This window comes from Streptacidiphilus melanogenes, from assembly GCF_000787835.1.
Lineage (GTDB): Bacteria > Actinomycetota > Actinomycetes > Streptomycetales > Streptomycetaceae > Streptacidiphilus > Streptacidiphilus melanogenes.
The window spans coordinates 14,335-33,993 of record NZ_BBPP01000018.1 but is presented as its reverse complement, the minus strand read 5'-3'; the positions used below and the strand labels follow the sequence as shown (position 1 = coordinate 33,993).

General features: G+C 72.0%; 17 protein-coding genes. 11 read left to right on the top strand and 6 right to left on the bottom strand.

Annotated elements, in window-relative coordinates:
* Positions 1–344 precede the first annotated feature (344 nt).
* Positions 345–1,439, top strand: coding sequence for a YeiH family protein (locus TR49_RS20145; RefSeq protein ID WP_236653460.1), 1,095 nt, complete (start codon positions 345–347; stop codon positions 1,437–1,439).
* A 138-nt stretch (positions 1,440–1,577) separates the two neighbouring features.
* Positions 1,578–3,845, top strand: coding sequence for a HelD family protein (locus tag TR49_RS20140; RefSeq protein WP_236653454.1), 2,268 nt, complete (start codon positions 1,578–1,580; stop codon positions 3,843–3,845).
* A 109-nt stretch (positions 3,846–3,954) separates the two neighbouring features.
* On the opposite strand, the gene TR49_RS20135 is transcribed toward TR49_RS20140, so the two are convergent.
* Together TR49_RS20135 and TR49_RS20130 are read right to left on the bottom strand one after the other, a co-directional pair.
* Positions 3,955–5,139 carry a DUF2306 domain-containing protein gene (locus TR49_RS20135; RefSeq protein WP_042383467.1) on the bottom strand — a complete coding sequence of 395 codons (1,185 nt, stop codon included), beginning with the start codon at positions 5,137–5,139 and terminating at the stop codon, positions 3,955–3,957.
* A 110-nt stretch (positions 5,140–5,249) separates the two neighbouring features.
* Entirely contained in the window at positions 5,250–5,768 is a 519-nt protein-coding gene (locus TR49_RS20130) for a helix-turn-helix transcriptional regulator (protein ID WP_042383465.1), read from the bottom strand.
* A 61-nt stretch (positions 5,769–5,829) separates the two neighbouring features.
* Between TR49_RS20130 and TR49_RS20125 the strand changes: the two genes are divergently transcribed.
* On the top strand, positions 5,830–6,204 hold the full coding sequence (locus TR49_RS20125) for a cyclophilin-like fold protein (protein ID WP_042383463.1): 375 nt from the start codon (positions 5,830–5,832) through the stop codon (positions 6,202–6,204).
* 7 nt (positions 6,205–6,211) lie between these two features.
* Here the strand turns inward: TR49_RS20125 and TR49_RS20120 are convergent, their stop codons facing one another.
* Entirely contained in the window at positions 6,212–6,517 is a 306-nt protein-coding gene (locus tag TR49_RS20120; RefSeq protein ID WP_152627367.1) for a hypothetical protein, read from the bottom strand.
* Positions 6,518–6,940: 423 nt separating this feature from the next.
* Here TR49_RS20120 and TR49_RS20110 point away from each other — a divergent pair, with 423 nt between their 5' ends.
* Together TR49_RS20110 and TR49_RS20105 are read left to right on the top strand one after the other, a co-directional pair.
* On the top strand, positions 6,941–7,372 hold the full coding sequence (locus TR49_RS20110; protein WP_042383457.1) for a hypothetical protein: 432 nt from the start codon (positions 6,941–6,943) through the stop codon (positions 7,370–7,372).
* The gene (locus TR49_RS20105) at positions 7,369–7,983 is read left to right on the top strand and encodes a GNAT family N-acetyltransferase (RefSeq protein WP_042383456.1); all 615 of its coding nucleotides are present in this window, start codon (positions 7,369–7,371) and stop codon (positions 7,981–7,983) included. Before TR49_RS20110 ends, TR49_RS20105 begins: the two co-directional genes overlap by 4 nt.
* Before the next feature lie 69 nt (positions 7,984–8,052).
* Here the strand turns inward: TR49_RS20105 and TR49_RS20100 are convergent, their stop codons facing one another.
* On the bottom strand, positions 8,053–10,347 hold the full coding sequence (locus TR49_RS20100; RefSeq protein WP_042383452.1) for a pectate lyase-like domain-containing protein: 2,295 nt from the start codon (positions 10,345–10,347) through the stop codon (positions 8,053–8,055).
* A 160-nt stretch (positions 10,348–10,507) separates the two neighbouring features.
* The gene (locus TR49_RS20095) at positions 10,508–11,716 is read right to left on the bottom strand and encodes an ROK family transcriptional regulator (protein ID WP_042383450.1); all 1,209 of its coding nucleotides are present in this window, start codon (positions 11,714–11,716) and stop codon (positions 10,508–10,510) included.
* A 198-nt stretch (positions 11,717–11,914) separates the two neighbouring features.
* Here TR49_RS20095 and TR49_RS20090 point away from each other — a divergent pair, with 198 nt between their 5' ends.
* From TR49_RS20090 to TR49_RS20075, 4 genes are all read left to right on the top strand, one after another.
* The gene (locus TR49_RS20090) at positions 11,915–13,237 is read left to right on the top strand and encodes an ABC transporter substrate-binding protein (RefSeq protein WP_042383449.1); all 1,323 of its coding nucleotides are present in this window, start codon (positions 11,915–11,917) and stop codon (positions 13,235–13,237) included.
* Positions 13,230–14,186, top strand: a complete 957-nt coding sequence (locus TR49_RS20085) for a carbohydrate ABC transporter permease (RefSeq protein WP_042383445.1) — start codon at positions 13,230–13,232, stop codon at positions 14,184–14,186. Before TR49_RS20090 ends, TR49_RS20085 begins: the two co-directional genes overlap by 8 nt.
* Positions 14,179–15,060 carry a carbohydrate ABC transporter permease gene (locus TR49_RS20080; RefSeq protein ID WP_084725116.1) on the top strand — a complete coding sequence of 294 codons (882 nt, stop codon included), beginning with the start codon at positions 14,179–14,181 and terminating at the stop codon, positions 15,058–15,060. The genes TR49_RS20085 and TR49_RS20080 overlap by 8 nt, the downstream gene beginning before the upstream one ends.
* Before the next feature lie 65 nt (positions 15,061–15,125).
* Complete coding sequence (locus tag TR49_RS20075; protein ID WP_042383440.1) at positions 15,126–16,472, top strand: GH1 family beta-glucosidase; 1,347 nt, start codon at positions 15,126–15,128, stop codon at positions 16,470–16,472.
* Between the two features lie 44 nt (positions 16,473–16,516).
* On the opposite strand, the gene TR49_RS20070 is transcribed toward TR49_RS20075, so the two are convergent.
* A complete protein-coding gene (locus TR49_RS20070; protein WP_042383439.1) occupies positions 16,517–17,017 on the bottom strand; it encodes a hypothetical protein in 501 nt (166 codons plus the stop codon).
* A 198-nt stretch (positions 17,018–17,215) separates the two neighbouring features.
* Here TR49_RS20070 and TR49_RS45025 point away from each other — a divergent pair, with 198 nt between their 5' ends.
* On the top strand, positions 17,216–17,545 hold the full coding sequence (locus tag TR49_RS45025; protein ID WP_042383437.1) for a YciI family protein: 330 nt from the start codon (positions 17,216–17,218) through the stop codon (positions 17,543–17,545).
* Positions 17,542–19,659 (top strand): sigma-70 family RNA polymerase sigma factor, encoded by a 2,118-nt coding sequence (locus TR49_RS20060; RefSeq protein WP_084725114.1) that lies wholly within the window; start codon positions 17,542–17,544, stop codon positions 19,657–19,659. The genes TR49_RS45025 and TR49_RS20060 overlap by 4 nt, the downstream gene beginning before the upstream one ends.

Genomic DNA, 19,659 nt, shown 5'->3' with positions numbered 1-19,659 from the left:
CCCGCCGCGACGCCGGCAACCGCCCGGGCGCGGCCGCGGCCCGCCCATCGGCCCCACCACCGACAGCCGCCTCGCCACCCGGCCCCGCCTCCGCCCCCTGCACGGCCTCCGCCCGGCCACCGCCCCCGGCACCCGACCCGCCACTCCCCCGGGCACCGCGCCCATCGGCCCCACCCGGCTCGGGGTTCTTCGCCGCGACCTCCCCGGTGCGCCGGGCCCCCGCGCGCGGGGCTGGGCCGTCGCCGCGCCTGTCCGCCTGCGTCGCTTCTGTCATAGGGAAACCCTATGACGTGGGCGCGGCTTTCCGGCTACCGCCCCTTCGCCGCGCGCCCAAGAGTGGTCGGGTGACGATCACCCCCGTGCGCCCGGACCGGCGCGACAGCGTGCAGGTGCAACCCTCTCCCCGCGCACGTCTCGCCCATCCGCTCGCCCGCCTGCGCGGGCCGATGCGCCGGAACGCGCCGGGGCTGGCGGCCGCCGGAGCGGCCACCGCCGTCGCCGCCTTGGTGAACCACCTCGCGCCGTCCGTGTCGCCGATGACCGCCGCCGTCGCCCTCGGCGTGCTCGCAGGGAACCTGCGCAGGGGCGGCGTCCGCCTGCTGCCCGTCGCCACGCGACCGGGTCTGGGGGTCGCCGCGAAGCGGGTGATGCGGCTGGCCGTGGTGCTGCTGGGACTCAAGCTCGCCCTGCACGACATCCTCGCGCTCGGCTGGCCGAGCCTCGTCCTGGTCTGCCTCGTCGTCGCGGGGACGTTCTTCGGCACCCAGTGGCTCGGCCGCAAAGCCGGACTGCCCGGCGACCAGCCGCTGCTGATCGCGACCGGCTTCTCCATCTGCGGCGCCTCCGCCGTGGCCGCGATGAACGGCGTGACGGAGAGCGAGGACGAGGACACCGTCACCGCAGTCGCCCTGGTGACGCTGTGCGGCACGCTCGCCATCGGCGTGCTGCCGTTGCTGCACCACCCGCTCGGGCTGAGCAACCTGCAGTTCGGCCGCTGGACGGGAGCCAGCGTCCACGACGTGGGTCAGGTCGTCGCGATCGGGCAGACGGCCGGCGCGGCCGCGCTCGGGCAGGCGGTCGTGGTCAAACTGATGCGGGTGGCACTGCTCGCGCCGCTGGTCACCGGAGTCGCGCTGCTCCGCTCGCGCCGGGCGGGCGGGCGCGCGGCCGGGCAGAAGCGTCCGGCGCCGCTGCCGCTCTTCCTTGTCGGCTTCCTCGCCTGCGTCGCGCTGCGCAGCACCGGCATGCTGTCCACCGGCTTCGCCAGCACAGCGAGCACCGTCGACGAGCTGCTGACGGCCGCCGCGCTCTTCGCCCTGGGCAGCACCGTCGACGTGCGGAACCTGCTGCGCACCGGCCGCAGGGCACTGCTGGTCGGGCTCGCCTCCTGGGCGCTGATCGCGGCCGTCTCCTACGCGGGCGTGCTGCTGACGACCTGAAAAGAGGCAAACAAAAAGCCGGGATTGCATCCCGGCAAATTCGCTCGTATATTGAGAGATTCCTCTGCTCTGCGGCGCGATTGCATACCAACGAGCGAGGAATCTTTACGGCTTCACTATATCCGAGCGGGAGCGGCTTTGTCAAACGACGGAATTCGCCAGGAACAGGAATTCATCGACCTGCTCCGTGCACGCCTCGCCGTGCTGGAGACCCAGGCCGAGGCCGCCGTCCAGGCCGCGCTGGGACAGGAGGTGACCAATGCTCAGACGCGCCTCGAACGCGACGTGCTGGTCGCCGAGAACTCCGGTCTGCTCGCCGCCTACTCCTCCGGCGAGCACGGTCTCTGCTTCGGCCGGCTGGCCTTCCGCGACGGCGCGGACCACCACATCGGCCGGCTCGGAATCCGCGCCGACGACGCGGAACGCACCCCGCTCGTCGTCGACTGGCGCGCCGAGCTCGCCCGGCCCTTCTATCTCGCCACCGGCTACGAGCCGATGGGCCTGCGCCGACGACGTCACATCACCACCGAGCGCAACCGGGTCACCGCGCTGCACGACGAGATCCTCGACCTCTCCGACGCCGAACGCTCCGGCTACGAGGGCTCCGACGCCGACGACGTGCTGCTCGCCGCGCTCGACGCCGCGCGCACCGGGCGCATGCACGACATCGTGCAGACCATCCAGGCCGAGCAGGACCGGATCATCCGCGCCCCGCACCAGGGCGTGCTCGTCGTCGAGGGCGGGCCCGGCACCGGCAAGACCGCCGTCGCCCTGCACCGCGCCGCCTACCTCCTGTACGCCCAGCGCGAGCTGCTGGCCCGCCGCGCCGTACTGATCGTCGGCCCGAACCCGGCTTTCCTCGCCTACATCGGCCAGGTGCTGCCCTCCCTCGGCGAGACCGGCGTCCTGCTGGCCACCCCGGCGGAGCTGTTCCCCGGCGTGCGCGCCACCGGCGCCGACACCTCGGCCGCCGCCGCGGTCAAGGGCGGCGCGGCGATGGCCGACGCGCTCGCCGCCCACCTGCGCGACCGACAGGCGCTGCCCGAACCGGCGCTGGTCATCGAGCACGACGACGGCGTGCTGATCCTGGACCGCGAGATCGCCGCCGCGGCTCGGGAACGCGCCCGCTCGACGCAGCTGCCGCACAACCTGGCCCGTCCGCACTTCGCCTTCGCCGTCATCGACGCGCTCACCGAGCAGCTCGTCGAACGGCTCGGCCACGACCCCTACGGCGGCCCGAACCTGCTCGGCCCGGACGACCAGGCGCTGATCGGCAAGGCCGTCGCGGTCAGCCCCGCCGTCCACGCCGCGATCGACGAGCTGTGGCCGCAGCTCACCCCCGAGCGGTTCCTCGCCGACTACCTGGAGGACCCGACCCACCTGCCGGAGGCCGACGCCGAGACCATCCGGCGCGTCCACGCGTCCCGCCCCGAGCGCCCGGCACGCTGGGAGTGGACCCCGGCGGACGTCCCGTTGCTGGACGAGGCGGCGGAGCTGCTGGGCGAGGACGACTCGGCGCGGCGCGCGGCGGAGGAGGCGCTGCGCCAGGAGCAGATCGCCTACGCGCAGGGCGTGCTCGACCTCTCCTACGGCTCGCGCACGCAGGAGTTCGAGGACCGCGACGACGAGGATTCCGAGACCCTCGCCGCTCACGACCTCATCGACGCCGAGCGCCTGGCGGACCGTCAGGAGGAGGCCGACCACCGCAGCGCCGCGGAGCGCGCCGCGGCCGACCGCACCTGGGCCTTCGGCCACGTCATCGTCGACGAGGCGCAGGAGCTCTCCCCGATGGCGTGGCGGCTGCTGATGCGCCGTTGCCCGACCCGCTCGATGACCCTGGTCGGCGACCCCGCCCAGACCAGCGAGCCCGGCGGCTGCGGCAGTTGGGACGCCGCCCTGCGTCCCCACGTCCAGGACCGCTGGTCGCGTGTCGTCCTGGACGTCAACTACCGCACACCCGCCGAGATCATGGACGCGGCCGCGGCGGTGCACCGCGCCACGGACCCGTCGTTCACCCCGCCGCGGTCCGTGCGCAGCACGGGCGTCTTGCCGTGGGCGCGGGCCGTTGCGACGTCGGACGAACTGCCGGGCGCGGTCGCGAAGACGGTGGCTGAGCACGCCTCCCCCGAGCGCCGGCTGGCCGTCATCGCACCGGAGGCCGAACTCGACGCCCTCGTCGCGGCGTTGCCCGAGGCGGCGAGCGGCTCCGCGCCGGACCTCACCTGCCCCGTCGTCCTGCTCGCGCCCGCGCAGGCCAAGGGGCTGGAGTTCGACACGGTGCTGGTGGTCGAGCCGACCGGGTTCGCGGCCAACGAGCTGTACGTCGCGCTGACCCGTGCCACGCAGCGGCTCGGCGTGCTGCACACCGAACCGCTGCCGTTCGGGCTGGAGTTGGAGCGGATCTGAGGCCGGGTCCGGATCTGGGGCGCGGTTCTCCCGCGCCCCACCGAGCCCCGCGCCCACCGAGCCCCACGCGCCCGGCTGCGGTCCTCGTGTCGGGCGCCGGCTCCCGCATTCAGCGGGCCTGAGCCGCCTGCCCTGGCGCGACGGCGACCGTCGTCGATCGGCTGGCCGTCTCCCTGGCCACCAGTGCCCGCAGGGCGGTGACCGTCGTGGCCCAGAACGCGAGCACGCCGCAGCCGATCGCCACGGCCGCGCTCAGCGCGGTCACGCGGTCCAGGCCGAAGGCGCGCTCGAAGGGCAGCACGCACACGGCGGAGAACACCGGAGCAAGGCTCAGCGCGACGAGATGGATCCGCCACTCCTCACGCGCCCACAGGCGCCCCTCCGTCCCGGCCCGCCGCATCCGCCACACCATGACGGCAGCCGTGGCGGCGAACGGAACGAGATAGCCGAGCAGCAAGCGGTGGCTCTGCGCGTCGCCCGCCGTCAGGAACGAGTCGGCGATCCACCCGAGGGCCGCCGTTCCCGCGAGCCCCGCACCGGCCAGGACCCACCACGGGACCCAACTCCCGCCCATCCCCGACACCTTCGCCCTGCGGTCCAGCCCGCGGGAGGCGACCAGAGCGCCGAAGGCGACGACGGACCCGAGGTGCATCACGGCGATCTGGTTGATCTCCGCCATCGACAGCCCGGGAAAGAGGACCGGCAGCGCGCCCCACTCTAGGCGCAGCAGCGGCGCGGTCATCAGGAAGCCGTAGCAGAGCAGCATCCAGCGCTGGTGGATGTCCGGCATCCGCCGCACGGCCGCGACGATCCCGAACGTCACGCTGAACACCGTGCCGACCAGGATGGTCGCGAGCACGATCCAGAAGGCGGGGCCGCTGAACGCGTCGCGCGGCACGGTGCGGAGCAGGTAGAGGGCGGCGCCCGCCATCGACACGTAGACGGCGACTGCGTAGACGACCCCGAGCGCGCGGTGCAGGCGCGCCCTGCGCCTTACTGCGGTGAGGAGTTGGAGTGGGCCGAGCAACATCAGCAGGCCGCCGAGGACCGAGTGGACGATCATCGCCGCGAGGCTGTGGTCGTAGGGCTTGATCCGGGTGGCGAACGCGTCGGCGACGTAGCGAGGGCTGGTGAGACGGGCGAGGAGCGACTCGCCGATCGCGGGCGCGCCCGGGTGGGCGTAGGGCCAGAGTTCGGTCATGGCGATCGGCGCGTAGCCCACGCCGAGGGCCAGGACCACGATCGCCGCCACCCGGCCCCAGTTGGTCCCTGTGCTGCCCCTGAGCCGGTCCACGGCGACCCCCTCGCTCGTCGATAGTCCTTCCTGGACTATCGAGAAGGTAGGGCGGAACCAGGGAGGGGTCAAGAGGTTCTTACCGGTCGGTCAGGACTGCCTGGGACGCCTCACTCGGAGGCCCGGCCCGCCACCCACTGCCAGAAGTCGACCATCATCCGCTCGTAGCGGATGCCGAACTCCAGCGCCTCGCGCTGTCCCCGCGTGATCAGAGTGCCGACGGACTCGGCCAGGCCCTCGTACTCGGCGAGCGCGCGCTCGTGCTCGTCGATCTGCGTGGGCGCGTGCACCTCCGGCCGGGCCCCGAACCAGAGCTTGAGGATGCCGCGTTCACGCGCCTCGACCGGCACGAACGCCGCGTCGGCGAGCCATCCGGCCAGGGCCCGCGCGCCCGACTCGGTCAGCCGCATCACCCGGCGGTTGCGCCCGCCCTCCTGCCGCACCTCGGAGAGCAACCCGGCCGCCAGGAGGCGGTCACACTGCGCGTACACCTGCGCGTGCGGCACCGCCCAGAACGGAGCGACCGTCCGGGCGGCCTCGATCTTCACGTCGTACGGGCTCGCCTCGCCGAGCTGGTCGATGATGCCCAGCACGAGGAAGGAGGACGTGGTCAACCGGGTCTCAGCCATGCGGCGACGGTATCGCGAGACAGCATTGACAAAATGTTGAAGCACACGCTTCCCTGCTGCCATGCAGATTCGCATCATCTGGCCGGCCGGCGCCGCAACGGCCACCCTGCGCTCCACCCCCACCAGCGAGGCCCTGCGCGCCGCCCTGCCGATCCGGTCGACGGCGAACACCTGGGGCAAGGAGGTCTACTTCCGCACCCCGATCAGCCGCCCGGTGGAGTCGGACGCCCGACAGGTCGTCGAGCCGGGCACAGTGGCCTTCTGGACCGACGGCGACAGCCTTGCCCTCCCGTTCGGTCCCACCCCGATCTCCCGTGCCGACGAGTGCCGCCTCGCCAGCCCGTGCAACCTCCTCGGCATCCTCGACGGCGACCCCAAGGCCCTCGCGACCGTGCGCGACGGGGACTCGATCAGGGTGGAGCTGGTCGCGGACTGACGCGCACTCAGCCGAAGACGGTCACCAACGACGTCACCAGCAGCACGACATAGAGCCCGAGCCCCACCAGCAGACCGGGCCACGGCGACCGCCCCTGCCGCACCAGCGTCACACCCACGACCACAGCGGCCGTCACTCCGCCGAACAGGCCGACCCACGGCAGCGCGACCACCACCGCCCAGACGCCGCCGTCGCACACCCGCGCGTCCCCACCGGACGCGCCCGTGCCGCAGCTGTCGGTCGCGAACAGCATCCCGAACGAGAACAGCGCGTTCACGGCGGCGGCAACCAACCCGAGCAGCACCCCCAGCACCACCACGGCTCCGCCCGCTCCCGCTCTCGGCCGCGTCCGACACCCGTACGGATCCATTGGTCCCCCTGCCCGCGATTCCGTCGTCACTCCGCCGAGTCCGGTGGCGAAGCTCCTGCCGTGTCCTGGACCCGCCGCAGGAGAGTGGGGCCTGCGTCGAGCTCGGCGTCGGTGGGCGTCATGCCGCAGTGCTCACGAAGGAGGCGCCTGCCCTCGGACATCCGCACTGCGATCCGCTCCGGAGTCGGCGGCTGCGCCGGCGGGCTGCCCGTCATGTCGGCCACGGAGCCACGGTACCGGCGGGCCACGCCCGCACGGCCTGCTTTCCGTCCCCGTCCCCGTCCCCCGGACGATCCCGGCCGGACGCCGCCGAAACGCCGTGTCACGCTGTCGGCCCCGTCGGCCACCCTGCGGTGTCCCGACTGCGTGATTCACCGCCGCGTCGGCCAGGGGGAAGGAATCCCGCACGACTTCGGGGATCCAGGGCTCGGCGCGCTGCGGGCGGCGGTCCGGCAGGGAGACCGCGATGCCGCGGCCGCGGTCCCGCAGCCGCGCCGGGACCGGGGCGACCACAACCGGCTGAGCTGGCTGATCACCTGCATCGAGGATCTCGGCGGCAACTTCCTGCTCGACATCGGCCGCCTTCGTGCGGAGGATCCGCCGGCGCTGACCGTCTCCGGAGCGCGGCACACCGCGTGGGCGTGGGAGGCACGGTCGGGCGCGCGGGCTTCACAGGTCGGCCGGGAGCAGTTCCGGCTGGGGGTGTCCGCCGATGAGGTGAGGGGCACGAACAAGGTCACGGCCGGAGACGCTATGGGCTCGCTCGCCCGCCGGGGCGCGATTATCGTGGCCGGATGAGCAGCAAGGACCAGCCAGCGAGCGTCCGCACCGCCCGCGCCGACGATGTCGACGCCGTCGTCGCCGCCCTCACCACCGCGTTCTTCGACGACCCGGTGTGGGGACCGGCCTTCCCTGACCCCGGGCGGCGGGCCGCGCAGGCCGGCGCGCTGTGGCGGCTGTTCGTCACCTCCGCGATGCGGTATCCGTGGCTGCTGGTGACCGAGCGGGTCGAGGCCGCCGCGGTGTGGATCCCGCCGGGCGGTACGGAGCTCACGGACGAGGAGGAGCACGGCTTCGCGGACTTCCTCCGCGCCACCACCGACGCGCGGACCGCCGAGGGGATCCTCGCGATCCTGGAGCCGATGGAGGCCGCGCGGCCGCAGGAGCCGCACTTCTACCTGAGCCTGCTCGGCACGCACGACGACCACCGGGGCAAGGGCCTCGGCATGGCGCTGCTGCGCGAGAGCCTCGCCCGGATCGACGAGCTGCGCATGCCCGCGTACCTGGAGTCGAGCAACCCGGCCGCCAACGACAAGCGCTACGCCGCCGTCGGCTTCGTGCCCACCGGCGAACTGACGATGCCCGACGGTCACGTCGTCACCACCATGTGGCGTCCCGCGCGCGGCTGACGGCGGGGAGGAGCAGCCGCGCGCGGGACGGGTCACACCGGCGTCACACCGATCGGGGCGGCGTCGTCGTCACGGGTAGCTGACGACGTCGCTGGGCCCGCCGAAGGTGGAGCTGACGGGCTGTCCGGTCCCGTTGACCACGGAGTCGATTCCGCCGCTGCCGTTGAGGAACACGGTCAGCAGGTCGTGGAACTGGACGCCCGGGGTGTTCGGCGCCTGGAAGGCCATCGCGTTGTGGATGTCCTGGCCCTGGTCGAAGTACGAGTAGCTGCCCATGCCGTAGCCCTGGAAGCTGGTGACGCCGGGCGCGACGTAGAAGGCGGGGTAGCCCTTCTGCGACGAACTCGACATCCAGGAGGCCTGGTTGGGGACCTCGTACGGATTCTCGTTCTGGAAGAAGACGACCTCGCCGCCCTGGCCGTTCCAGACCGTCTCGTTCTTCTGGAAGTGCTCGACGGCCAGACCGGTGGCCAGCACGTTGTTGCCGTTCACGACGAGGCCAGTGTCGCTCTGGTCGCCGGTCCAGCCGCCCGCGCCCGCGCCGTGGTCGGCACGCCAGATCCAGGCGTCGTCGATGATCGAGTTGTTGCTGTTGTCGACCAGCGCCGTCGTCGCCGAACCGGCCGTGGCGCCGCCGATGCGGAAGAAGACGTCGTCCAGGGTGACCGGGTCCGCCACGTGGCTGACACCGGAGCCCGCCGTGCCGACGGTGAGCAGCGTCGGGGAGGTGACCGGGCCCGCGTCGAAGATGACGCCGGTGACGTTCACGCCGTCCACGTCGGCGATGTTGAGCGTGGTGTTGCCGTTGCTGGGCACCAGCGTCGGGAAGCCGAGGCCGACGATCTTCGTGTCGGGGTGGGTCACGCTGATCGTGCTCGGCACCTGGTAGACGCCGGGCGTGAAGAGCAGGTTGTCACCGGCCGCCAGCGCCGCGTTGATCTGGTCGGTGGTGGCGCTGGGCTGGACGACGAAGAACGTGGACAGCGGCAGCGAGACGCCGGGCGTGGAGCCGTTCAGCCAGGTGGGCCCGGAGGAGTTGGTCTGCAGCGAGGGCACGAAGACCTGGTAGTTCCCGCCGGAGTCCAGGTACAGGTACGGCGCCTCCCGCGTCTCGGGGCAGTTGGCGAGCGTGGTGTAGGAGTTGGGGCCGCCGCTGTCACCGGAGTTGGAGGCGAAGGACTGCGCGGGCGCGCCCGGGTCGCCACAGAAGACCTGGTTCCACACGGCGTTGCTCCAGCCGTCCAGACTGGAGTTGCGGGTGAAGAACTGCTGCTGCGAGCCGTTGGTGACGGTGCCGCCGGTGAACTGCGAGTCGGCGATGAAGCCGCCGCTGGCCCAGTCCGGCGAGCCGGTGCAGTAGTCCATCAGGCTCAGGTTGCCGTTGATGTGCACCCGGCGCAGCGGCGCGGCCTGGGACACGGCCCAGAAGTCGTCGCCCGCGTAGCAGCCCGTCATGCCGGTGACGTTGACCGTCAGGTTGGTGAGCGAACGCCAGAAGTTGGTGGTGGCGTAGCACTGGGTCTGCACGCCGCCGTTGCACTGGTTGTACACGTCGACGGTGCCGTTGATGACCGTGTCCCCGGGGTTCTGGCCCAGGCCCGCGACGCTCTCGTAGAACCCGACGGAGAAGATCAGCGGGTTGGCGGCGGAGCCGTAGGTGCCGGGCTTGAACAGGATCGCGTAGCGCGCGGTGCCGAACTCGTTGCCGCCCTGGGCGTTCGCGATGGAGTTCAGCTGGTTCTGGATGGTCGTCTGCGACATGGTCGGGTCGAAGACGATGACGTTGGAGCCGAGAGGACCGCCTGTGGGCGGGGGCGGCGTCCCGCCGCCGGAGCCGTAGACGGAGAACTCCCAGAGGCTGTAGCCCCACTGGGTGTTGCGCTGGGTCCCGTACATCCGGACGTAGCGGCCTGAGCCGGACACGTTCAGCGTCTCGGTCCCGCCGGGGCCGGACGACGTCGAGTAGACGGTGGTCCAGTTGGTCGCGTCGTTCGAGGTCTGGATCTGGTAGGCCTTGCCGGAGGCGGTTTCCCAGTTCAGCACGACCTGGCAGATGGTCTGGGTCGAGCCGAGGTCGACCTGGAGCCACTGCGGGTCGGAGAAGCCCGAGGACCAGCGGGTCCCGGTGTTGCCGTCGACGGCGTTGGACGCGGGGAAGCTGCCGTTCTCCAGCGAGGACGCGGTGGCGGGCCGGTTCAGCGCGAGGTCGGTGCTGCCGCAGGTCGCTGCGCCGGCACGGGGGGCGACTCCGGCCTGCGCAGCCAGCGCGGCCAGCAGCAGGGCGACCACGGCGAGCAGCGCGGACAGCGGGCGTCTGGGTGAACGCCGGCCGGAGCCGGCGGGGTCGATGGCGACAGATCTCATGGCACTCCTGACACGGTGGGTGGGAGTGGTGCAGGGAGCTTGGTACTGAGCCGAGAGAGCGCTCTCTGCGGTGCATCGTGGAGGCCTGTCGAGCCGGTGTCAATACAGAAGTCGAAGCTGCGCAGCATGGCCCGCGTCACCACTGCTGCGCCGGACAGCCCTACGCGCCCGCCTCCAGGAGGCGGGCGACCGGCAGGGTGGCTGCGCCGCGGGCCACCGCGTCCGCGCCGAGGGCGCCGAGGTCGATCGAGGTGAGGGAGTACGGCAGGCGCAGCGCGTGCTCGCGCACGACCTCGCGGATCTGCGGCAGCAGGACAGGCGCGAGCGCGAGCCCGGCCCAGCCGCCGATGATGACGCGCTGCGGGTTCAGGAAGTTGACGACATTGGCGATCCCGACGCCGATCCGGACGGCGGTCTCGTCGAGAACCGAACGCGCCGCATCCCCGGCGGGCCCCGACTGCTCGGCCGTGGCGAGGATGAGGCGCAGTGCCTCCTCCTCGTCGGCCGCGTCGATGCCCGCCGCGCCTGCGGTCTGCGCCGCCTCCGCATGGCGGGCGATGACCGCCTCCGCGCCGACGTACGCCTCCAGGCAGCCGCGCGCGCCGCAGCGGCAGAGGCGGCCCTGGTACTGGACGTTGAGGTGGCCCCACTCCCCCGCGCTGGTGGTCGAGCCGCGGAAGGGCGCGCCGTCGGCGATGACGGACGCGCCCGCGCCCGAGCCGAGCAGCAGGAAGACCGCGCTGTCCGCGTCGCGGCCCGCGCCGAACCACATCTCGGCCTGGGCCATGGTGGTCGCGCCGTTGTCGATGAAGAGCGGCAGCGCGGTGTGCTCGCGCAGCCGCTCCTCCAGCGGGAACGCGTCCCAGCCGACGGTCTGGCCGTGCACGACGGCGTAGGGCTGGTGCTGCACGATGCCGGGGACGCCGATGCCGACGCCGAGCAGCGGCGCCGCCGCATCCGCGCTCAACTCGGCCAGCCCGGCGGCGATCGCGGTGACGACGGCCTCCTGGTCGAGCGAGCCGCCGACCACGGGGAGGTCCAGGGCGGCGAGTTCCCCGAGGCCGAGGTCGAAGCGCTCCAGCCGGATCCGCGTCTCGCCGACGTCGATGCCGATGACCTCGAAGCAGGAGGTGTCGACGCGCAGCAGGATGCGCGGGCGCCCGCCCTCGGACTCGACGGCGCCGGCCTCCACCACGAGCCCGGCGTCGAGCAGGTCCGCCACGACGTTGCTGACGGAGGCGGAGCTGAGGCCGGTCGCCTGGATCAGGTCCTGCCGACTGAGCGGACCATGGAAGTACAGCTGCCGCAGCAGCCGGGCGCGGTTGGCGCGCCGCAGGTCACGGACGTTTCTGCGGCCCTCGTCGGTCATCCCGGCCCATCCTCCAAGCTCTGCCCCGGACGGCACCCTACTGGGGCGCATGCGCCCCAGGACCGCCGAATCTGTTGACGGTTGATTATCTCACAGGTTAAATCACGTCTCGAACTAAGTCATGAGCAAAGCCTTCGTCCGTTCCGGGCACCCCCTCAAGGGCCGCGCTGATCCGCCCCCACCCGAAAGGCTCCCTCCATGCGCTCCTCCAGACCGGCACTGCTGACCCTCGCCGTCGCCACCGCGCTGCTCGCCTCCGCCTGCTCCTCCTCCGGCGGCTCCGGTTCGGGCGGCGGCTCCGTCGCGGGGACCACGCTCACCTACTGGGCCAGCGACCAGGGCGGCTCGATCGCCCAGGACGTCAAGGTGCTCACGCCCGAGCTCAACGCGTTCACCAAGCAGACCGGCATCAAGGTCAAGCTGGAGGTCATCGGCTGGAACGACCTGCTCAACCGGATTCTCGCGGCGGCCAGTTCGGGCCAGGGGCCGGACCTGGTCAACATCGGCAACACCTGGTCGGCGTCGCTCCAGGCCACAGGCGCCTTCCTGCCGATCAACGACGACGTGATGAAGCAGATCAACGGCACGGGACGCTTCCTGCCCGGTGCCCTGGCCGCCACCGGTGCGCCCGGACAACCGCCCGTCGGCGTGCCGATTTACTCGATGGCCTACGGCCTGTACTACAACAAGGCGATGTTCCAGGCCGCCGGGATCACCCAACCGCCCACCACCTGGGACGAGTTCGTCGCGGACGGCAAGAAGCTGACCAAGGGCGGCCAGTGGGGCGTCTCGGTCGAGGCCGCGCAGACCCCGGAGAACGCCCACCACGCGTTCACCTTCGCCAAGCAGCAGGGCGGCAGCTTCTACGACTCCTCCGGCAAGCCGACGTTCGACACCCCGCAGAACGTGGCCGGCATCAAGCAGTACGTGGACTTCATGGCCGCGGACAAGATCGCCAACCCGAGCGACGCCGAGTACTCCAACGGCACCGAGGCGGTCAAGGACTTCGCGACCGGCAAGGCCGCGATGCTGCTGTGGCAGTCGGCGGACGCCACGCTCGCCCAGTACGGCATGCAGCCGAGCCAGTACGGCGTCGCGCCCGTGCCGTTCAACGCCGCCGCGCCCTCCGGCGCGAACCACGTCGACTCCATCGTGGCCGGCATCAACCTCTCGATCTTCGCGAACACCAAGCACAAGGACGCGGCGATCCAGTTCATGAAGTTCATGACCAGCCAGCAGGCGCAGACCGATCTCAACAAGGAGTACAGCTCGCTGCCCTCGGTCAGCGACGCCTACGGCGACCCGGCGTTCCAGACCACCACCGTCAAGACGCTGCAGAGCGTGCTCGCCAACTCCGCGGCGCCGATGCCGGCCGTGGCCACGGAGAGCCAGTTCGAGACGGTGATCGGCGCGGCGGTGCAGAACCTCTTCGCCGACGCCGCGGCGGGCAAGCCCGTCACCGACCAGAGCGTCGCCGCCCAGCTCGACCAGGCGCAGCAGAAGCTCCAAGCCGGTGGCTGAGGCGCGCACACCGGCTTCCGCGCGCCCGAGCCGCTCCTGGGCTCGGGTGCGCCGCGCCGGACTTCCCTATCTGCTCCTCCTGCCGGCGGTGCTCTTCGAACTGCTGGTGCACGTCGTGCCGATGCTTACCGGCATCTACATGAGCTTCAAGCACCTGACCGAGTTCTTCATCCGCAACTGGAGCGCGGCCCCGGCCGCGGGCCTGGACAACTACCGCTTCGCCCTGGACTTCAACGGTGCGATCGGCAGACAACTGCTCCAGTCCTTCTGGACCACCTGCGCGTTCACGGTGCTGACGGTCTGCCTGTCCTGGCTGCTCGGCACCGGCGCGGCGGTGCTGATGCAGGACCCGTTCCGCGGGCGCGGGCTGCTGCGCACCTACTTCCTGGTGCCGTACGCGCTGCCTGCCTACACCGCCGCGATCACCTGGGAGTTCATGTTCCAGCGGGACACCGGTCTGGTGAACACGCTGCTGGTGCACGACCTGCACCTGTTCAAGACCGCGCCGTTCTGGCTGATCGGCGGCAACTCCTTCTGGGCGCTGCTGATCACCGCCGTCTGGCGGACCTGGCCGTTCGCGTTCCTGGTCGTCACGGCGGGCCTGCAGAACATCCCCGGTGACCTGTACGAGGCGGCGGCGCTCGACGGCGCGGGCACCTGGCAGCGCATCCGCTCCATCACGCTGCCGCAGCTGCGGTCGGTCAACCAGGTGTTGGTCCTGGTGCTGTTCCTGTGGAACTTCAACGACTTCAACACCCCCTACACGCTCTTCGGCAACGTGCCGCCGCCGCAGGCGAACCTGATCTCGGTGCAGATCTACGACACCTCCTTCCAGAACTGGAACTTCGGCTCCGGTTCGGCGATGTCCGTGCTGCTGCTGCTCTTCCTGCTCGTGGTCACCGCGGTGTACCTGCTGCTCACCAACCGGAGGAGGAAGACCGATGCCTAGGCCGCCGCGCGGGCCCAAGCCGCCGCGCAGTCCGTTGGCCCCGCCCGCCTCGTTCGTGTGGACGCGGCGGATCGTGCTCGCCCTGCTGGGGGTCTTCACCTTCCTGCCGCTGTGGGTCATGGTCAGCGGCTCGCTGAAGCCGCTCAAGGACGTGCAGGCGGCCTGGAGCTGGATACCGGCGAATCTCACGCTCCGCCCCTACGTGGACATCTGGAGCACGGTGCCGCTCGGGCACTACTTCGTCAACAGCCTCGTCGTCTCGTCCTGCTCGACCGCGATCTCCGTGGTCATCGCGATCCTCGCCGCGTACGCCGTGAGTCGGCACCGCTTCCCCGGGCGGCAGTTGTTCAGCGTGACGGTGCTGTCCACCCAGATGTTCCCCGGCATCCTGTTCCTGCTGCCGCTGTTCCTCATCTACGTGAACATCGGCACGACGACGGGCGTGCAGCTCAACGGTTCCTGGCTGGGGCTGATCGTCACCTACCTGACCTTCACGCTGCCCTTCTCGATCTGGATGCTGGTCGGCTACTTCGACTCGATTCCGAGGGAGTTGGACGAGGCCGCCAAGGTCGACGGCAACGGGCCGATCGGCGCGCTGGTGCGGGTCATCGTGCCGGCCGCGCTGCCGGGCATCGTCACCGTCGCGGTCTACTCGTTCATGACCGCGTGGGGCGAGGTCCTCTTCGCCTCCGTGATGACCGACGACTCGACCCGCACCCTGGCCGTGGGCCTGCGCAACTACGCCTCGCAGAACGACGTGTACTGGAACCAGATCATGGCGGCGTCGCTCGTCGTCAGCATTCCCGTGGTCGTGGCCTTCCTGCTGCTGCAGCGCTACCTCGTCGCCGGGCTGACCGCCGGGTCGGTCAAGTAGACCGCCGCCCGACACCCCCTTCCACCTGCCTTTTTCTTCACCCGCACCGTGTGCTGAGGAGAACCATGCCTGCGCCCGACACCTCCGCCTTCGGCCCCGCGTTCCTCTGGGGGGCGGCCACCTCCGCCTACCAGATCGAGGGAGCCGTGGCCGAGGACGGCCGGTCCCCGTCCATCTGGGACACCTTCTGCCGGGTGCCCGGCGCGATCGCGTCCGGCGACACGGGCGACGTGGCGACCGACAGCTACCACCGCTGGCCCGAGGACATCGCGCTGATGCGCGACCTGGGCCTGGGCGGCTACCGATTCTCGATCGCCTGGCCGCGCATCCTGCCCGACGGCACCGGCGCGGTGAACCGGGCCGGACTGGACCACTACGACCGGTTCACCGACGCGCTGCTGGAGGCGGGCATCCGCCCCAACGCCACCCTCTACCACTGGGACCTGCCGCAGGCCCTCCAGGACCGCGGCGGCTGGCCCGCGCGGGAGACGGCCGAGGCCTTCGCCGAGTACGCCGCGCTGGTCGGTGCCCGCCTGGGCGACCGGATCACCGACTGGGCCACCCTCAACGAGCCGCTGTGCAGCGCGTGGATCGGGCACCTGGAAGGCAAGATGGCGCCGGGTCTGACAGACCTGACCGCCGCCGTGCGCGCCTCGTTCCACCTCCACCTCGGCCACGGCCTCGCCGCGCAGGCGCTGCGCGCGGCGGCGCCCGGCGAGATCCGCGTCGGCATCACCAACAACCTCAGCCCCATCGAGCCCGCCTCGGACAACGAGGCGGACCTCGCCGCGGCCCGCCGCGCCGACGGGCACATCAACCGCTGGTGGCTGGACCCGGTCTTCGGGCTGGGCTACCCCGAGGACATGCTGGCCCTCTACGGCGTCGACCTCCCGGTGCAGGGCGAGGACCTGAAGACCATCGCGCAGCCGCTGGACTGGCTGGGCGTCAACTACTACTTCCGTCAGATCGTCGCCGACGACCCGTCGGGCCCGGTGCCCGGCTTCCGCCAACTCACCGGCCCGGGCCCGCAGACCGCGATGCCCTGGGAGGTCCACGCCCCGGGCCTGGAGCAGTTGCTGCTGCGGGTCACCCACGAGTACGGCGCCCAGGACATCATGGTGACCGAGAGCGGCGCGGCCTACGAGGACGTGGTCGGCCCCGACGGCCGCGTCGACGACGCCGAGCGCGCCGCGTACCTCACGCAGCACGTCGCCGCGTGCGCCCGCGCGGCTGCGGCCGGAGCGCCGGTGTCGGCGTTCTACTACTGGTCGTTGCTGGACAACTTCGAGTGGGCGTACGGCTACGCGAAGCGGTTCGGTCTCGTGCACGTCGACTACGCGACGCAGCGGCGCACGATGAAGACCAGCGGCGAGCGCTACGCGGAGATCATCCGCGCGCACCGCGGCCGGTAGGGCTCGCGCCCGGAGTCCGACGTCAACGCGAGGTCAACCCGACGTCACGTCCCCGCGACGGCGTTCACCGGACGCGGCAGCGGCCACACGAAGTGGGCGGGCATCCCGGTCGGGCGGGCGCCGGGGTAGTCCAGGGTGAGGCGCGTGTACCGGACCTGCCCCGGGTGCCCCGTCCAGGGGACGGGCTGGTCGAGGCGGACGTCGACCGGGAAGCCGTGGAAGTGGCCGGCCGCGCAGTACGGGACGCAGTCGTTCGCCTGGTCGGTCGCCGTCCCCGTCGCGGACCCTGCCGCCCACGTCGACCACTTCGCGCCGGTGAGGTAGTTGTTGCCGTCCCCGCACGCCAGCACGTACGTCGCCGGCCGGGTCTGCGGCTTGCCCGTGCAGTCCAGCACGACCGGGGCGGGCGCGGGCGCGGGGGCGGCGGCCGGGGCCGACGTCGCGGGCGCGTGCTCGGCGGAGGTCGTGGATGTGGTCGCGGTCGCGGCCGGGATGAGAGTCGCGCCGCCGACCAGGAGGACCGCTGCCAGTTTCAGTAGTGCCATTCCGCGCTCCCCTGGGGCTCTCCGGTAGGGCCAGGCTACGTTGCCCCTCACGGATCCGGCTACCCCAACACGTCAGAAAGCTGAGCAAAACGGATATGCTCAGGTCAGCGGGGCATTCCCTGTCACATGGCCGGGATCGACGCAGGGGCAGAAGGGCGCCGCGGAGGGCGGCGGCCGGGAGACGAAGGAGCAGGAACCATGCGTTACCTGATGACCGCCCGCAGCACCGAGACCACCCCCGCGCCGGACGAGAAGCTCTTCACCGAGATGGCCGCGTTCGTCGAGGAGATGACCGCCGCCGGGATCCTGCTGGCGACCGGCGGCCTCGCGCCGGAGGGCGTGCGGCTGGTCTCCCGCGGCGACGAGCTGACCGTGACCGACGGGCCGTTCGCGGAGGCCAAGGAGGCCGTGGCCGGCTTCGCGCTGGTCGAGGTCGGCTCCAAGGAGGAGGCCGTCGAGCTGGCCAGGCGCTTCCGCCGGATCGTGGGCGACGGCGAGAGCATCGTCCAGCAGGTCTTCGGGCCGTGACCGCCGCACCGGGCCCGCGGGACGGCCACCCGGCCGTCCCGGCGCCCGGCGCGCGCACGGCAGGGCCGCCACCGGCAGCGGCGCGACCGGCGGATGTCCATGCGGTGGTCTCGGCGGTCTGGAAGCTCGAGTCCGCGCGGATCACCGCCGCACTGGTCCGGCTGGTACGCGACGTGGGCGCGGCCGAGGAGCTCGCGCAGGACGCGATGGTAGCCGCGCTGGAGCAATGGCCGGCCGCCGGCATCCCGGACAACCCGGCCGCCTGGCTGACCACCGTCGCCAGACGCCGTGCCGTGGACCGGATCCGCCGTGCGGAGCGCGAGGAACGCCGACAAGCGGTTCTCGCACGGGAGTTGGAGACCACCGAGCCCGGGGACGGGCGGCGCGGCGGGACCGATGAGGGCGACGGCGACGAACCGGCCGACATCCTGCGGCTGTTGCTGCTCACCTGCCATCCGTCGCTGCCGACCCAGGCGCGCATCGCCCTGACCCTGCGTCTGCTGGGCGGCCTCACGCCCGAGGAGATCGCGCGGGACCTGCTGCTGGACACGACGACGGTGACCCGGCGGATCGCCGAGGGCAAACGCCTCCTGGCGCTCCAGCGCGTCGACTTCACCGCCGCGCCCGCGCCTGAGGAGCTGGGCGAGCGGATCGGGGCCGCCCTCGAGGTCGTCTACCTGGTCTTCAACGAGGGCTACGCGGCCACGTCCGGGGAGGACCTGATCCGGCCGGACCTGTGCCTGACCGCGCTGCGGCTCGGCCGACTGCTCGCCCGGCTCGCTCCGCGCGAGCCGGAGGCGCAGGCGCTGGTCGCCCTGATGGAGCTGCAGGCCTCCCGGCAGGCGGCGCGGACCGGCCCGGACGGCGAGCCGGTCCAACTGCACGAACAGAACCGGGGACGCTGGGACCCACTGCTGATCCGCCGCGGCTTCGAGGCGATGCTCCGCGCCCGCGACCTGCTCGCCGCCCGTCGGTCGACCGGCGAGCGCGCCGGACAGCCCGGCCCGTACCTGCTGCAGGCGGCGATCGCCGTCTGTCACGCGCAGGCGCCGACGGCCGAGGAGACCGACTGGCTGCAGATCGCGGCGCTCTACCAGGCGTTGGCGCATCTGCTGCCGACGCCCGTGGTCCAGCTCAACCGGGCCGTCGCGGTGGGCCGGGCGCACGGACCGCAGGCCGGGCTCGACCTGGTCGACGCGCTGCACCTGGAGCCGACGCTCCAGGACTACCACCTGCTGCCGAGCGTCCGCGCCGACCTGCTGCTACGCCTCGGCCGCACCGCGGAGGCGCAGACGGAGTTCCGCCGCGCGGCCGGGCTCACCCGCAACGACGCCGAACGCACCTTCCTGCTGCGCCGCGCGGACGTGCTGGGCATCGCGACCTCGGGCCCGGAGCTGGGCGCGGCGGCGGACGCCTTCCTCGCCCAGGCCGGGTTGGACGCCTCCAGTCGGCGCTCGTACGCGCAGACGCTGCGCCGCCTGCGCACCGGTCTCGGCGACACCGCTGCGCTGGCGCAGGTGACCGCCGATCAGATCGCTCGTGTGTTCCACACGGCGTGGGGCGAGGCCGCGCCGGCGACCTGGAACCGGCACCGGGCCGCCCTGCGCTCCTTCTGCGCCTGGGCCGGGCATGCGGCACTGGCGGACGCGGTCCCCCGTCGTACCGCACCGGCCACCGCACACCGGAGCGCACCCACCGGGCCCGAGCTGCGCGCCCTGCTGCGCGACCTTGCCATCCCCGCGCGCGACCGCGCGCTGTGGCGGGTGCTGCTCGAATCCGGGGCCACGGTGACCGCCGTGCTGGCCCTGGACGTCGAGGACCTGGACCTCCCCCGCGACCGCGCCCGCTCGGGACGTGCGTTCGTCTGCTGGCGACCCGAAACCACGCTTCTCGTCTCCGAGTTGACCGAGCGACGGGCGCGCGGACCGCTCTTCCTCAGCGCCCGCCGACCGGCTCCGGCCCGCACCCCTGCCGACGCGGCGGACCTGTGTCCCGAGACCGGCCGACGCCGACTCTCCTACGAGCGCGCGGAGTTCCTCTTCAAGCAGGCCTCACGCCGAATCGACCCGGCAGGCCGGGGCTTCACGCTGCGGGTGCTGCGCACGGGCACCTGA

Coding starts and splice junctions, on each gene's coding strand:
- TR49_RS20130 (WP_042383465.1), bottom strand. CDS start 5,768: ATGGCTGAGACCCGGTTGACCACGTCCTCCTTCCTCGTGCTGGGCATC.
- TR49_RS20125 (WP_042383463.1), top strand. CDS start 5,830: ATGCAGATTCGCATCATCTGGCCGGCCGGCGCCGCAACGGCCACCCTG.
- TR49_RS20105 (WP_042383456.1), top strand. CDS start 7,369: ATGAGCAGCAAGGACCAGCCAGCGAGCGTCCGCACCGCCCGCGCCGAC.
- TR49_RS20100 (WP_042383452.1), bottom strand. CDS start 10,347: ATGAGATCTGTCGCCATCGACCCCGCCGGCTCCGGCCGGCGTTCACCC.
- TR49_RS20095 (WP_042383450.1), bottom strand. CDS start 11,716: ATGACCGACGAGGGCCGCAGAAACGTCCGTGACCTGCGGCGCGCCAAC.
- TR49_RS20090 (WP_042383449.1), top strand. CDS start 11,915: ATGCGCTCCTCCAGACCGGCACTGCTGACCCTCGCCGTCGCCACCGCG.
- TR49_RS20080 (WP_084725116.1), top strand. CDS start 14,179: ATGCCTAGGCCGCCGCGCGGGCCCAAGCCGCCGCGCAGTCCGTTGGCC.
- TR49_RS20075 (WP_042383440.1), top strand. CDS start 15,126: ATGCCTGCGCCCGACACCTCCGCCTTCGGCCCCGCGTTCCTCTGGGGG.
- TR49_RS20070 (WP_042383439.1), bottom strand. CDS start 17,017: ATGGCACTACTGAAACTGGCAGCGGTCCTCCTGGTCGGCGGCGCGACT.
- TR49_RS45025 (WP_042383437.1), top strand. CDS start 17,216: ATGCGTTACCTGATGACCGCCCGCAGCACCGAGACCACCCCCGCGCCG.